This is a genomic window from Xanthomonas sp. WHRI 10204 (assembly GCF_040202875.1).
Classification (GTDB): domain Bacteria; phylum Pseudomonadota; class Gammaproteobacteria; order Xanthomonadales; family Xanthomonadaceae; genus Xanthomonas.
The window spans coordinates 1,554,159-1,568,254 of the sequence record NZ_JBEGDW010000001.1 but is presented as its reverse complement, the minus strand read 5'-3'; the positions used below and the strand labels follow the sequence as shown (position 1 = coordinate 1,568,254).

At 64.8% G+C, this 14,096-nt stretch carries 16 protein-coding genes, 1 tRNA gene and 2 other RNA genes; 15 read left to right on the top strand and 4 right to left on the bottom strand.

Features of this window, described 5'->3' with window-relative positions:
* The 9 genes from ABQZ00_RS06930 (at position 1) to ABQZ00_RS06890 (ending at position 3,977) form a co-directional block, all read left to right on the top strand.
* Positions 1–264 (top strand): hypothetical protein, encoded by a 264-nt coding sequence (locus tag ABQZ00_RS06930; protein ID WP_323537258.1) that lies wholly within the window; start codon positions 1–3, stop codon positions 262–264.
* A gap of 84 nt (positions 265–348) precedes the next feature.
* Positions 349–1,422, top strand: a complete 1,074-nt coding sequence (mutY, locus tag ABQZ00_RS06925; RefSeq protein ID WP_323537259.1) for an A/G-specific adenine glycosylase — start codon at positions 349–351, stop codon at positions 1,420–1,422.
* A gap of 21 nt (positions 1,423–1,443) precedes the next feature.
* A complete protein-coding gene (locus ABQZ00_RS06920; RefSeq protein ID WP_055851591.1) occupies positions 1,444–1,722 on the top strand; it encodes an oxidative damage protection protein in 279 nt (92 codons plus the stop codon).
* Between the two features lie 114 nt (positions 1,723–1,836).
* Complete coding sequence (locus ABQZ00_RS06915) at positions 1,837–2,112, top strand: DUF3658 domain-containing protein (RefSeq protein ID WP_323537260.1); 276 nt, start codon at positions 1,837–1,839, stop codon at positions 2,110–2,112.
* Between the two features lie 112 nt (positions 2,113–2,224).
* Positions 2,225–2,300: non-coding RNA, sX9 sRNA (locus ABQZ00_RS06910), on the top strand.
* Positions 2,301–2,511: 211 nt separating this feature from the next.
* Entirely contained in the window at positions 2,512–2,868 is a 357-nt protein-coding gene (locus tag ABQZ00_RS06905; protein WP_323537261.1) for an ArsR/SmtB family transcription factor, read from the top strand.
* A 1-nt stretch (position 2,869) separates the two neighbouring features.
* Entirely contained in the window at positions 2,870–3,310 is a 441-nt protein-coding gene (locus tag ABQZ00_RS06900) for a YeeE/YedE family protein (RefSeq protein ID WP_115528032.1), read from the top strand.
* Positions 3,307–3,741 carry a DUF6691 family protein gene (locus tag ABQZ00_RS06895; RefSeq protein WP_323523474.1) on the top strand — a complete coding sequence of 145 codons (435 nt, stop codon included), beginning with the start codon at positions 3,307–3,309 and terminating at the stop codon, positions 3,739–3,741. Before ABQZ00_RS06900 ends, ABQZ00_RS06895 begins: the two co-directional genes overlap by 4 nt.
* Positions 3,742–3,901: 160 nt before the next feature.
* A non-coding RNA gene (locus ABQZ00_RS06890) (sX9 sRNA) lies at positions 3,902–3,977 on the top strand.
* Positions 3,978–4,117: 140 nt separating this feature from the next.
* Here the strand turns inward: ABQZ00_RS06890 and ABQZ00_RS06885 are convergent.
* A complete protein-coding gene (locus ABQZ00_RS06885) occupies positions 4,118–5,740 on the bottom strand; it encodes a hybrid sensor histidine kinase/response regulator (RefSeq protein ID WP_323537262.1) in 1,623 nt (540 codons plus the stop codon).
* A gap of 324 nt (positions 5,741–6,064) precedes the next feature.
* Here ABQZ00_RS06885 and ABQZ00_RS06880 point away from each other — a divergent pair, with 324 nt between their 5' ends.
* Entirely contained in the window at positions 6,065–6,739 is a 675-nt protein-coding gene (locus ABQZ00_RS06880; protein WP_055851577.1) for a class I SAM-dependent methyltransferase, read from the top strand.
* A 13-nt stretch (positions 6,740–6,752) separates the two neighbouring features.
* Here the strand turns inward: ABQZ00_RS06880 and ABQZ00_RS06875 are convergent, their stop codons facing one another.
* Complete coding sequence (locus tag ABQZ00_RS06875; RefSeq protein ID WP_323537263.1) at positions 6,753–7,322, bottom strand: hypothetical protein; 570 nt, start codon at positions 7,320–7,322, stop codon at positions 6,753–6,755.
* 556 nt (positions 7,323–7,878) lie between these two features.
* On the opposite strand from ABQZ00_RS06875, the gene ABQZ00_RS06870 reads away from it, so the two are divergent.
* Together ABQZ00_RS06870 and ABQZ00_RS23795 are read left to right on the top strand one after the other, a co-directional pair.
* On the top strand, positions 7,879–9,198 hold the full coding sequence (locus ABQZ00_RS06870; protein WP_323537264.1) for a S41 family peptidase: 1,320 nt from the start codon (positions 7,879–7,881) through the stop codon (positions 9,196–9,198).
* A gap of 288 nt (positions 9,199–9,486) precedes the next feature.
* Positions 9,487–9,834, top strand: coding sequence for a hypothetical protein (locus ABQZ00_RS23795; protein WP_503064246.1), 348 nt, complete (start codon positions 9,487–9,489; stop codon positions 9,832–9,834).
* On the opposite strand, the gene ABQZ00_RS06865 is transcribed toward ABQZ00_RS23795, so the two are convergent.
* Complete coding sequence (locus ABQZ00_RS06865; RefSeq protein WP_323537266.1) at positions 9,803–10,102, bottom strand: hypothetical protein; 300 nt, start codon at positions 10,100–10,102, stop codon at positions 9,803–9,805. The genes ABQZ00_RS23795 and ABQZ00_RS06865 overlap by 32 nt on opposite strands.
* Before the next feature lie 273 nt (positions 10,103–10,375).
* Positions 10,376–10,451, bottom strand: a tRNA-Phe gene (locus tag ABQZ00_RS06860).
* A 180-nt stretch (positions 10,452–10,631) separates the two neighbouring features.
* Here ABQZ00_RS06860 and ABQZ00_RS06855 point away from each other — a divergent pair.
* The 3 genes from ABQZ00_RS06855 (at position 10,632) to ABQZ00_RS06845 (ending at position 13,597) form a co-directional block, all read left to right on the top strand.
* Positions 10,632–11,168, top strand: a complete 537-nt coding sequence (locus ABQZ00_RS06855) for a lipocalin family protein (protein WP_115528325.1) — start codon at positions 10,632–10,634, stop codon at positions 11,166–11,168.
* Between the two features lie 124 nt (positions 11,169–11,292).
* On the top strand, positions 11,293–11,766 hold the full coding sequence (locus ABQZ00_RS06850; protein WP_323523478.1) for an LEA/WHy family protein: 474 nt from the start codon (positions 11,293–11,295) through the stop codon (positions 11,764–11,766).
* A 37-nt stretch (positions 11,767–11,803) separates the two neighbouring features.
* Positions 11,804–13,597 (top strand): acyl-CoA dehydrogenase C-terminal domain-containing protein, encoded by a 1,794-nt coding sequence (locus ABQZ00_RS06845; RefSeq protein WP_323537267.1) that lies wholly within the window; start codon positions 11,804–11,806, stop codon positions 13,595–13,597.
* Positions 13,598–14,096: the final 499 nt, after the last annotated feature.

Genomic DNA, 14,096 nt, shown 5'->3' with positions numbered 1-14,096 from the left:
TTGGAAGACCCCTGCCCGCATCTGCAAGCACTGTGCGCACAGGCACTGCAGGCAGGTTGCACGGTGCAGCAGGTGTCGCACGGCTGGTCGCGCGCCAAACAGGTGCTGGAGTTCGCCCAGCCCTTGCCTGCGACGTTACGCGCACAGGGCAACGTTGATGCACCGGTGGTTGCTTACCATGCACCGGCGGAACCGCACTGGCCTGGCGATGAAGGCTTCTTCTGCGAGCAATGCCTGGTCGGACTTGCGTTTCCGCTGCAGTGATCGGGCCCCACCACAGCGTACGGTCGTCCGGGTGTCCGTCCTGACACCATTGCCGTTCATCGCCTCCCTTTGCCAGCAGACCTCATGCCCGCAGACCTCGCCGCTTCATCCGCTGACGCTTTCGTCGCCCCGTTGCTGCACTGGTTCGACGGCCACGGGCGCCACGATCTGCCCTGGCAACATCCACGCGCGCCGTATCGCGTGTGGCTGTCGGAAATCATGTTGCAGCAGACCCAGGTTGCGGTGGTCATTCCGTACTTCCAGAAGTTCGTTGCACGTTTTCCGACCCTTGCCGATCTGGCCGCAGCCGACAACGACACGGTCATGGCGCACTGGGCCGGGCTGGGTTACTACGCACGGGCGCGCAATCTGCATGCCGCCGCCAAACAGTGCGTTGCCTTGCACACTGGCGAGCTGCCGCGCGACTTCGATGCATTGCTCGCGCTGCCCGGCATCGGCCGCAGCACCGCCGGTGCGATCCTGAGTCAGGCGTGGAATGATCGTTTTCCCATCATGGATGGCAACGTCAAACGCGTCATGACGCGCTTCCATGGCATTGCCGGCTACCCCGGCCTGCCGGCCATCGAAAAGCAGCTGTGGGTGCTGGCGACAACGCATGTTGCGCAGGTCCCTGACGGCCGCCTGGCCGACTACACCCAGGCGCAGATGGATTTCGGCGCCACGCTGTGCACGCGTGCCAAACCGGCCTGCGTGTTGTGCCCGTTGCAGGATGCCTGCGTTGCCCGCCGCGAGGGTCTGGTGGAGGCGTTGCCCACGCCCAAACCGGGCAAGCTGCTGCCCGAGCGCGAAGCGACCGCCCTGCTGCTGGAAAACGCGCAGGGCGAGATCCTGCTGCAGCGCCGCCCGCCCACCGGCATCTGGGCCTCGCTGTGGACGCTGCCACAAGCCGAGACCGACAGCGGTATGCGCGCCTGGTTCGCCACGCATCTGGACGGCGACTACGAACGCGCCGACGAGATGGCGCCAATCGTGCACACGTTCAGCCATTACCGCCTGCATCTGCAGCCGTTGCGCTTGCGCAAGGTCGCACTGCGCGCGGCGGTGCGCGACAATGACGATCTGCGTTGGGTCGCCCGCGCCGATCTCGGCTCGCTGGGCTTGCCGGCGCCGATCCGAAAGTTGCTCGACACGCTTTAAGCACGCCTCAAAGGAATTCGCATGTCCCGCACCGTGTTCTGCCAGTACCAGCAATGCGACACCGACGGCCTGGATTTTGTGCCGTACCCCGGCGAACTCGGTCAGCGCATCTTCGCGCAGATCGGCAAGACCGCGTGGCAGGCATGGCTGGCGCACCAGACCATGCTGATCAACGAAAACCGGCTATCGCCGCGCGATCCAAAGCATCGCGCCTTTCTCGAAACCGAGCTGCAGAAGTTCCTGTTCGAGCGCAATGCCGACAAGCCCGAAGGGTATGTGGCGCCGCTTGGCGAGGAGTAGTTGGCGCGGAGATTCGGCATTCGGGATTGGTGGTGATGTCCTGAGTCGGTCTGCCGGATGCAAGATGACGCATGCGGTGGCCATGACAAGGGAAATCTGCAGTGGTGATTCGCGATGACACGCACTGGCCCATCCGGCGTTGAGCTGCACGCAATCGATGCCTTTGTCACCGACGCTGTCGACCCGCAGTGGCAGAAGGTCGCGATGATCATTGCCAGAGCGCTCACTGACGCGCAGTTGAAGTTGGCCGATGTCGAGGACGCGGCCGACCACGTTGCGCAGCGCATTGCCCACCTTGTTCGCAGCGGTCGGCTTGAGGCTGCGGGCGATGTCACCGACTGGCGACATAGCGAGGTGCGCCTTGCCGCGCATTCGCCGCACGTACGCTGAGGCGTCCGCGTTAGGCAATGCGTTGTGCAGCGCGCTGCTTCAGGTATCCAAGAGTAACTAGCAGCACGCCTGCGCTCACCGCCAAGCGGGTGCACCCAGTGGGCGGTGCGGCGTGTCCCACGCGTCCACCGCAGCTCCTGCGCATCGTCCACACCGACCTGACGACTGCCCGCGACGTTTTGTGAGCCGCTCTAAGTCCCCAAGACGAGGTGCCGCAAAGGTCGTTCGCCCGTTGCGCCGCGCGCGTGCCAACTGGCGGTGTAAGCGCGGCCTGCGCGCATTGCCGACCTCTGTTGGTCCGGTACCACTGGGTTTCGGGACTCTGGAACAAGGCCTGCGACGCCGTTAGACCCTCACACTCTATTGCCAGACATTCTATTTTTACGTAGATTGTCAGACATGCCGACCCACGCCACGCCCGCACTGCCACGCTTCCGCGCCGATCCAGACAGCATGCAGCGCCTACGTGCGTCGGCTGGGCGCGCCTGCACCTTGCTCAAGGCCATGGCCAACGAAGATCGCCTGCTGTTGCTCTGCCAACTGGCCCAGGGCGAACGCAATGTCGGCGAGCTGCACGCGGCCACTGCCATCTCGCAGCCCACACTTTCGCAGCAATTGGGCGTGTTGCGCGACGAAGGCCTGGTCAGTACCCGTCGCGCCGGCAAATACATCTACTACCAGCTCGCCAGCACCGACGTGCTGGCGGTGATGCAGGCCCTGTATGCCAGCGTCTGCGGCGCCGCGGAGCCAAACTGACATGGCCGTCGATTGGAGCAACTTCACCCCGTTGAGCGCATTGGCCGGCGGCGGCTTGATCGGCCTGGCTGCTGCGTGGCTGATGCTATTCGAAGGACGCATCGCCGGGGTTAGCGGCATCGTCGGCGGCCTGCTGCAACGGCAGAACCGCGATGAACGCAGCTGGCGCGGCGCCTTCGTGCTCGGGTTGCTGAGTGCCGTGCCGCTGTGGGCCATCGTGCGGCCGCTGCCTTCGATGCAGCCGCAGGCGGCATGGTGGCTGTTGCTCGGCGCAGGCCTGCTGGTGGGGTTCGGTGCACGTCTTGGCGGCGGCTGTACCAGCGGCCACGGGGTGTGCGGCATCGCGCGTGGCGCCCGCCGCTCGCTGGTCGCCACCGCCGTGTTCATGGGCGTGGCGATCGCCACGCATGCCTTGCTCGCCACGTTGCGGGGCGTTTGGTGAATCGGGTTGTCAGCAGCGCGATCGCCGGGCTGATCTTCGGGATCGGCCTGCTGCTCTCAGGCATGGCCAATCCGGACAAGGTGCTGGGTTTTCTCGATGTCGCCGGTCGTTGGGACCCATCGCTTGCGCTGGTGATGCTCGGCGCCATCGGTGTCGCGGCACCTGCGTTCTGGTGGGCGCGTCGGCGTGGTCGAACACTGCGCGGGGCGTCGCTGCAGTTGCCCGCCCAGCGGCAGATCGACGGCCCACTACTGTGGGGCAGCGCGCTGTTTGGCATCGGCTGGGGGCTGGTCGGGCTCTGCCCGGCGCCTGCACTGCTCGGCGCGGCTGCATTACAGCCGTCCAGCCTGGTGTTCGTGCTGGCGATGCTGATCGGCATGCGCCTGCACCTGCTCTATCGAAGGCACGCCGAGCCTGATCTGCATCGCTGATCGCACCGCTAGCCGCTGCGGCTGTATCGCCGGCCATCCGCGGTGCAAACCACTGCCCACGCTTGCATGCATTAGCGCCCGCGATCCAAGGCACGCTTAGAGCAGCTAACAAAACTACTGTGCAGCCGCCAGGCGGGCGCGGCCGGTGCTCGGAATCCTCGTGTACCACCCGTACACTCCGGTTCCTCCGCGCCGTCCACACCCACCTGACGACTGCTCGCTACGTTTTGTTAGCCGCTCTTATTGGCGTCCGCGCAGTTTTCACGGTGGCGCTGCCAGAGCATCGCGGCCTTCAAGCAGCAGCCAATCGGCAATCCCAACCGCGCATCGGTGACGCCACCGCGGAACGGCAGCGCCACCCGATACGACAACGCGCTCAGCCCACGCCGGTTGGTCCATCCAGCAACATGCGGATGCGCTTGAGCAATTCCTTTTGCGTGTACGGCTTGTTGACCACGTCGAACTCTGCGCCGCCGACATCGGTGCGCTGAATGCTGGCATCGGCATAGCCGGTAGTGAGCAGCACCTTGATCTTGGGCAACATCCGGCGCGCTTCGCGTGCGAGCACCACACCGTTCATGCCACCGGGCATGATCAGGTCGGTGAACAGCGCATCCACATCCGGGTGCTGTTCCAGCAACTCGATCGCCTCGCGCCCGCTCGAGGCGGACAGAATGCGATAGCCGGCATTTTCCAGGAACATTTTGGCCACCACCGCCACGTCCTGCTTGTCTTCCACCACCAGGATGGTCTCGTTGCCGCCCTTGTCGATGGCACGGCTCTTGACTGACTGCAGGTCATTCTCGAACTCGCTGGATGCCGGGAAATACAGCCGCACCGTGGTGCCTTCGCCGACTTCGCTGTAGATGCGCACCGTGCCGCCGGACTGTTTGACGAAGCCGTACACCGTCGACAACCCCAGCCCCGTGCCCTGCCCCTCGTCCTTGGTGGTGAAAAATGGTTCCATGACGCGGCTGGCCACGTCAGGCGGCATGCCCGCACCGGTGTCGCTGACGGCGATGCTCACATAGCGGCCCGGCGCCAACTGGTGATGCATGGCCAGATCATGGCTGGTGACCTCCACGTTCTGGGTCTGCACGGTCACTTCTTTGCGCTCGGACTGCGCCATCGCATCGCGCGCATTGATCAACACGTTCAACAAAGCCACTTCGGCCTGCGTGGTGTCGATCTGGCAATTCCACAGCCCGTCTTCGAGCGACTGCCGCAGGGTGATGCCGCCACCCAGCGCGCGTTCGGCCATGTTGTTCATGCCCGACACCAGCCCATTGAGATTGACCACCCGGCCACGCAGTTTCTGCTTGCGCGAAAACGCCAGCAATTGCTGGGTCAACGTGGCTGCCTTGGACGCTGCGGTCGCGGCATGTTCGGCACTGAAGGCGATGCGCTCGGCGTTGGCGCCCGCTTTGGATGCCATCATCTGGATCACTTCCAGATGCCCGGACATCACCTGCAGCAGGTTGTTGAAATCGTGCGCGATGCCGCCGGTCAACTGCCCCAGCGCTTCCATCTTCTGCGCCTGGCGCAAGGCGTCCTCGGCGTCGCGGCGACGGCTCACGTCCAGCTGCGAGCCGAAGAAATACACCAGGTTGCCCTTGTCGTCGAACACCGGCGAGACGAACAACGCGTTCCAGAACGACGAACCATCCTTGCGGTAATTCAGCACCTCGGTGGCGAGTTCGCGGCGGTGCTGGATGGATTCGCGCACGTCCTGCACGCTGGCCGGATCGGTCTCCGGGCCCTGCAGAAAACGGCAGTTGCTGCCAATGATCTCCTCGGCCGAATACCCGGTCATTTCCAGGAACGCCCGGTTGGCGAACACGATCGGATTGTCAGGCAAATGCGGGTCGGTGACCGTCATCGGCATCCGCGTGGTTTCCACGGCGGCAAAAAAGATATCCGAGCGATGCTTCTCTACAGGCAGGCTGCGAGATTCGCTGATATGAGGCGCCCGTAGCTCTCCGTGACGGGTATCGTTCAAGTGATGGTCTCCGCGGGGCCATTCCCGGCGCACAGTTTAGTTGGGCGCAGTGAGCTAATCCCTCACATCGATGAGCCTTTCCGATACGGCTGCGCTCGTCGATGCAACCAAATGCAGTGGCCCTGCGTAGGCGGGCATCGCGGGCAACGCAGCCGCTTAACGCAGCACGCCGGTGTCGGCCAAGACGGGCACGCGCCCACGCTGTTTTGCCGTAGCATGCCCTGGCAGTTTGCAGCTCTTGCGCCGTCGTCCCGCCGTGTCGGTTGCGTCGTGCGCGCCTCCTCCCACGCCGGCGCGCACGCCTGGCGATCATGCGACGCCACCATGCCGGGCTATCAGACCCAGATTCACGAGTTGACCTTCGGGCAGCAGACTTACGTCATCCGCGCATTGGCGGACAAGCAGCAATTTGCCGACCCTGACGACGCTGCCGCTGACGCCGGCATTTCTTCGGCGCAGTGGAGCCTGTTCGGCCAGGTGTGGCCGGCAGGACAGTTGCTGGCCGAAGCGATGGCCACGCGCCCGGTGGAAGGCAAGCGCATTCTGGAACTCGGCTGCGGCCTGGGCCTGGCGAGCCTGGTGTTGCGCAAACGCGGCGCCGATGTGGTGGCCAGCGATCATCACCCGCTGGCAGAAGTATTTCTGGCGTACAACGCAGCGCTCAACGCGTTGGAATCGGTGCCCTATCGCCGGCTAGATTGGGACGCGGGCGCAGCGAACATGGGCCAGTTCGATATGATCATCGCCAGCGACGTGCTCTACGAAACCCGCCACGCCACCATGCTGGCCAAATTGATCCCGGGGCTGGCCAAGCCGTCCTGCGAGATCGTGATCAGCGACCCCGGCCGCGGCAATGCCAACGCGCTCTCGCGCATGCTGGCAGATATCGGGTTCTCGCTGATCGCCGGGGAACGCCAGGCGTCGGCGCAGGTGGCCAAGGCGCCGCGGCTGTTCGTCTATCGCCGCAATATGGACAACTGGTGGCCGGCAGACGCGTGAGGGCAGCGCACCGTCACGGCGCAGGTGTGTAGTCGGACAACAGCACCGGCTTGCGAGGATCGGCGTTGATCTCCTTGTGCTCGCTCAGGCGCAGCGCATCGGCGTCGGGCGCGTCGTTGGCATTCAATTCCCAGGCTTCGATCACGCGCTTGTGAAACAGAAATGCACGGCGTGTGCGGTCGTAGCGGAAGGTGATGTAGTCGGTCCAATGCTGCCCGCACGACACGCCGTTCTGCACGGTAAAAAATCTGCCGGTCGCCACCAACCCATCTTCCGCATCCAGGAAGGGATCGCACTGCCCGCCCTCGTCGGCCTTGAAGATCACCCGCGTGTTACGCCCCGCCTCCACAAAGCCGCGAGCGGTCGCCACCAGCACCAGCAATGTGCGCGCCGGCGCTGCGCGATCGCCAGAGCGCGTTGCATCTTCGGTCGCGGCGCGTAAGGCAACCGCGTAGTCCTGTTGCCCATCGCCAGTCAGATCCGCGCTGGCCACAGCAATGACCGACTGCCCGGCAGGCACCAATTTGGCAGCACCTGCGGGCAGCGTGGCGGCGCCAGACGGCAGCGCTATTGCTATTGCCATTGCCATTGCCGCCGTCCACCACCAGCATCGGGTTGTCATGGCCGTTCCCTCATCTGGTTTGGATCGAGCGCGCAAGCATAGCCGGCAATCCTTGCAGCCGCGCGATGGCATACGGTGCGAGCACACGCTCGATGTCGATGCCAACCTCGATACCGCGCAGGACCGACAGTCACGCGTACCTACCACGCCACCGACGGCCACAATTCCCGTACGACAGCGCTCAGCCGCATGCTTGCAAGACGTTGCTGCGTGGATGCCTCCGACATCGCGCGCCAGAGGTCACGGTGCCGGATAGCACCGCTCCACCACGCATCAGCGCCTTATCATCGACGCAGGCGAAGCCGGGCTACAGGTGTGCAAAGCGGGTTTCACCTCCACCGGCAGCAGCCGTGCACCGCACTTCAGGAACTCCATGAAACGACTCGTCGCCTGTCTCGCACTCTCGACCTGCTTGCTTTGCGCCGCAGCGTCGGCCGAAGAACTCGATGCGTATCTGCGTGCCCACTACCCGTCGTTGAAGTACGTCGAGCGCTACCGCGCCACGTATCCCGAAGATGTGCAGGGCAGCGCTGTCGCATGGGCGGCAAGCGCCAGACTTGCGCCGGAAACGACAGCCAGCGATGTTTCGCGACGGCTTGTCGGCCTCGCGGATCAGCACGTCGCGCTCACCGGGGCGAAGGCCGGCAAGACAGAGACCTTGGGCGTTCTGTTCAGAACCTCAAGCGATGGTCACATGATCGTGTGGCGCATCCTGGATGCGCGCATCACCGGCCTTGCGCAAGGCGACAAGGTGCTGCAAATCGATGGAACACCCACGTCGGCATGGCTGAAAAACGCAGCAGGGCTGACGTTCGGCGGCAACGCGCGCGCGCGACAAGCGGAAGCTGCGCTGTCGCTCGCACTCGGCACGCCGGCGGCGCATCAGGTGGCCGGTGCCGGCAAGACAGTTACCCTGCGCGTGCAGAGGTCCGCGCAGGCGCCGCGCCAGGTCGCACTGCCCTATCAGCCCATGACCCAGGAGCTGGCGCGCACGCTGGCATCCGCAGTCGACGCGCCTGATCTGCCCGAGGTTGTGCAGGTCGGAAGCACCCGGGTGGGAAGCATTCGTCTGGGTGCGTTTGCGCCGCAGTACAACGCTACGTTCACTGCGGCGGCGGAAGCCAGGGAGGCTGCAACTGCAGAGACAAACGACCCGGACGCGCCCATGTTGGCGGGGTTTTGTGCAGTGACCCGGGAGTTGATCGGTCGCTACGATGCCATTGCAGCACGCTCGGATGTCATGCTCATCGACTTGCGCGGCAACATGGGCGGATTCGCACGCGAAGTGCGCGGATTCGCCTGGGCACTCACCGGACGCAAGCCAGTGAAGACCTACGAGATGAGCGCGTCGGGAACGCCAGAAATCGTGCGCCTGGAAGCGCTGCAGGACGATGCCAGCTGCGGCAGCGTCGCGTCGCACAAACCGCTCCTTGTGCTGGTGGATGCAGGCACCCGATCGGCCGGCGAATTGCTGGCCACCTACCTGTGGGCCAGCGGCGCCACGATCATGGGCGAGCGCACCATCGGTGCCGGCGGCGGCCGGGATTCGCAAAGCGAGGGTGTTGAGTTGGGCGATTCCGGATATCGCGCGCTTGTCAGCGAAAATTTCTATATCTTCGATCCGACGGCAACCCTGCGCGCTGGCGAGATGGACGAAGCGACGCTCGTCGATCGCGTGGCGGCAGACGGTTTTCACCCAAGCCGAACACATCCCTTCGCAACCCAGTCCATCGGCGTGGTGCCAGATGTGCCGCTTGTAATCGATGCGGCGGACTTGAGCGATGGCGGCCATGGTCTATTACGGCGCGGCCTGGTGGCCGCCGGAGTCACCAAGTGATTTCCCGTCTCTTCCATACACGCCGGTAAGCACACAACCGCTGATGGCGATGATGCGGCGTTGAATCGATCGCGGGAGGCAGCCAGTGAAGTGGTTGCAGCAACGCAACCGCGGATGCTCCACCGGCGGCTACGATGCCCAACCACTGCCAATGCTTCGCTGCCTGCGTTCTTGACGACGTCCTGGCGACACTGGGATCGCGTACAAGCAAACGGGCGTGCTGCACGGGAGACAGGCATAAGCGCACGCATCCATCAATCAGCGGCCACATAACTTGAAGCCGAATGCATGCCGTCGTCATTACGGAGAACGTCAGCGCGCGGCACTTCAGTATCTCGAACAGGCGGCGTGGCCACTCCCGAGACGGTTGCACTGAAGCAACACGCCGCGCACCTGACCCAGTTCCATGTGCTGCGGCAGTGGTATTACCCGGGCAGCACCGCCTCACTGGAGGCCGCACGAACCTGTAAGGCGGCGCCCGGCGAATTCGACCGCGATAGCTACCTGATTCTGCGCAAAGGGCTGGAAACGCTTCTGCGTTGCGTTGCGTGGCGCTGCTCTAGCTGGCAGTCACACGACGGGGCGCTACAGGTACTGGGCAGGATCAACCCGCTCCGGTTGACGGCGCGTTGGTGACCTCCATGTCGCAAGCGCGGTACTCCTTCGGATCGAGGAAATCCGCCAGACAGGACCCCACCCGCAACGCCTGCTCGCGCGCATCGCCGCGATAGTCGCCCTCGCCCGCCGCTTCGATGGTGGCGATCGGTGCCGCACGGTCGCGGTGATAGACGAATGCGGTCGACCGCCACAGCGTCTCGCCGGGCGCCTGGCTTTCCATCGTCTCCACGCGGAACTCACCGCAATACCCATGGATCAAGGTGCGTCGAAGTGTCTTGTGCGTCATGCGCGAAGTATCGCCACACCGAGTTGAAGATGACGTGGAAAAAATTCGCTGCCAGCTGGATAAGGGCCCAACGCAACACCGCTGTACTAGGCGCAGAAAGAGGTCAGCAACGCATGCCAATACTCGCTCGCAAAGCGCCGGAGCAGTTGGCGACCCACACAGCAAGACGGCAGACCGTTGGCGCGCGGTATACACAGGATCACATCTAAGGGAGGCGTTTGAGTCGCCAGCAGCGCGAAGGAACAACCCACTTGCGCTGCGAGACTGAAGAAATGGTGGCCGAGGACGGAATCGAACCGCCGACACGGGGATTTTCAATCCCCTGCTCTACCAACTGAGCTACTCGGCCACTAACCCAACACTGCTGCCAGCGTTGCGAGGACGCGCATCATAGCGAGCAGCCGCAGTTTGGGCAAGCGTTGTGACGAACTTTGTTGCAGCGCTGCGTGGGACGCCACGTTTCTTGCGCCGGTTCACGCCGCGCGGCTGGGGCGATGGCCTAGCCTGCGCGCGTCAACCGGAGATCGTCATGCGCCTGCCCCGCCTGCTGCTGTCGTTGCTCGTCCTGCTGCCACTGACTGCGGTTGCGCAGCAACCGGTGCGTGCAGTGGCGCAGCTGGATATCTCGCGCTATGCCGGGCAATGGCATGAAATCGCGCACCTGCCGGTGTCGTTCCAGAAGAAGTGCCGCAGCGACATCACCGCCAGCTACACCTTGCGCGACGACGGCCTGATCGGCGTGCGCAATGGCTGCCGCACCGCCGATGGCAGCCTGACCCAGGCCGATGGCGTAGCCAAGCCGGTCGACGGCCACGCCGGACAATTGCAGGTGCGCTTTGCGCCCGAATGGTTGAGCTGGTTGCCGCTGGTATGGGCGGACTATTGGGTGATCGCGCTCGACCCGGACTATCAATGGGCGGTGGTCGGCGAGCCGGATCGCAAATACCTGTGGATCCTGTCGCGCTCGCCACAGATGCCGCGCGCGCAGTTCGAGCAGCTCAAGGTGCAGGCCACGCAGATGGGCTACGACCTGTCGCCACTGATCGTTGCCGCGCCATTGCTGTGAGCTGGCTTGCTATGAGCTGGCGCGCCGGCTGACCGGCGGCGCAGCGTCCACGCCGGCCGCAAGGCAGCGTCCGTACTGCGTAGTATTCTTGGCGCCGCCTTACACCCGCCAAGGACCCACTTACATGCGTGCCTATCGCCTTCTGATCGTGTCGCTGGCCTGCGGCCTGCTGCTGAGCGCCTGCGGTGGCGCGGTCCGCCGCGTGTCCGAGCCGGCGGCCAGCATCCAGCAGCTGACCGTGCGTGCCGACGGCTCCTGGTCGGTGGATCTGCGCCTGCAGAACTACAGCAGCATCCCGATGCAGTTCGAGCGCGTGGCGCTGGAAATTTCCGCTGGCGACCAGGTCGCCGGCAAGCTCGACCAGGCGGTGGGGATCTCGATCGGCCCCGAGACCGCCGATGTGGTGACCGTCACCCTGCAGCCAACGTCATTGGGCCGCATCACCGTGGCCGATGTGCTCGCCGGCGGCCGCTCGCTGCCGTACTCGCTCAAGGGCACGGTGTGGGCCACCCCGCAGGACAAGAAACAACGCGAGTTCGCGGTCGAATCGCGCAACACGCTCAGCCCGGCCCCCGGCCTCAACGGCGTGCTGCGCTGACGCGCACGCCTCCCGCATCCGCTTCGAAGGATCCCGCATGAGCAGCTACAACGCCCCACTGACCGATTTCCGCTTCGCCCTGCACGACGTGCTCGGCGCCGAAGCCTTGTTCACCCGGCTTGGCTATGGCGACGCCAGCGCCGACATCATCGACGCGGTGCTCGAAGAAGCCGGCCGCTTTACCACCCAGGTGCTGGCGCCGCTCAACAGCATCGGCGATGAAATCGGCTGCGCGTTCGACAAGAGCACCCATGCGGTCACCACCCCGCCCGGCTTCCGCGCGGCCTACGACCAGTTCGTGACAGGCGGCTGGAACGGCCTGACTGCCGAGCCGGAGTTCGGTGGCCAGGGCATGCCGCACACCCTGGGCGTGCCGCTGAGCGAAATGATCAACGCAGCCAACCTGGCCTGGGGCAACTTCCCGCTGCTCTCGCACGGCGCTACCGAGGCGCTGCGCCAGCATGGCGAAGCCTGGCAGCAGGAGGTGTTCCTCAAGCCGCTGATCGATGGCCGCTGGACCGGCACCATGTGCCTGACCGAGCCGCATTGCGGCACCGACCTGGGCCTGCTCAAGACCCGCGCCGAGCCCAATGCCGACGGCAGCTACGCCATCACCGGCACCAAGATCTTCATCACCGCCGGCGAGCACGACCTCACCGACAACATCGTGCATCTGGTGCTGGCCAAACTGCCCGACGCCCCGGCCGGTGCCAAGGGCATCTCGCTGTTCGTCACCCCCAAGTTCAAGGTGGACCGCGACGGCACGGTGGGCGAGCGTAATGCGCTGCATTGCGGCTCGATCGAACACAAGATGGGCATCAAGGGGTCGGTGACCTGCGTGATGAACTTCGAAGGCGCGCAAGGCTATCTCGTCGGCCAGCCGCACAAGGGCCTGCAGGCCATGTTTACGATGATGAACACTGCGCGCCTGAGCGTGGGCCTGCAAGGCATCGGCCTGTCCGAGCGCGCCTATCAGAACGCCCTGCGCTACACCCGCGAGCGCCTGCAGTCGCGCGCGCTCAGTGGCGCCAAATTCCCCGACAAGCCGGCCGACCCGATCATCGTGCACCCGGACGTGCGCCGCATGCTGCTGACCATCAAGTCGCTGACCGAAGGCAGCCGCCTGCTGGCGCTGCATGCGGCCAGCCTGGTCGACGTGTCGCACCGCGGCGGCAGCGAACAGGAACGCACCGATGCCGAGACCCTGGTGAGCTTCCTCACCCCGATCTCCAAGGCCTGCCAGACCGAATGGTCGATCGAAAATACATATCACGCGCTGCAGTGCTTCGGCGGCCACGGCTATATCCGCGAATACGGCATGGAGCAGCTGGCCCGCGATGCCCGCATCACTACCATCTACGAAGGCACCACCGGCATCCAGGCGCTGGATCTGATCGGCCGCAAGACCGCCGCCAGCCAGGCCGCCGGGCTCAAGTTGTTCCTGGCCGATGTGGAAACCTTCGCCAATGCGCAGGAAGGCAATGCCGCACTGGCCGAGTTCATCAAGCCCTTGCGCGACAAGTGCAGCGAATGGGCCATGCTGACCCGCGATGTGCTGGACCGCGCCGCACGTGATCCGGACGAACTGGGCGCCGCCAGCTACGACTATCTGTTCTATTCCGGCTACGTGGTGCTGGCGTACTGGTGGGCGCGCAGCGTTGCGGCGGCCGATGCGTCCGCACACAGCGACGCTTTCAAGCGTGCCAAGCGCGAGACTGCGCGGTTCTACTTCGCCCGCATCCTGCCGCGCACATTGACCCATGCCGCCACCATTCGCAGCGGTGCCCCCCCGCTGATGACGCTGGAAGCGGAGCTGTTCGGCGAAGCCTGAGCCACGCCACATCGTGGGCTGCCGCTGTCGTAGGAGCGGACCTGGCCGCGATGAGGTAGTACCGATCGACAAGACGTCGCGCCCGGGTGCGCTCCTACGGGCAACCATCGCGGGATTCTGCTGCTGTCGTAGGAGCGGACCTGGCCGCGATGAGGTGGTACCGATCGGCAAGACGTCGCGCCCGGGTGCGCTCCTACGGGTAAACAGCGCAGGATTCCGTTGCTGTCGTAGGAGCGGACCTGGCCGCGATGAGGCGGTACCGATCGACAAGACGTCGCGCCCGGGTGCGCTCCTACTGGTAAACAGCGCGGGATTCCGTCGCTGTCGTAGGAGCGGACATGGCCGCGATGAGGCGGTACCGATCGACAAAGACGTCGCGCCCAGGTGCGCTCCTACAGGTAAACATCGCAGGATTCTGTCGCTGTCGTAGGAGCGGACCTGGCCGCGATGAGGTGGTACCGATCGGCAAGACGTCGCGCCCGGGTGCGCTCCTACGGGC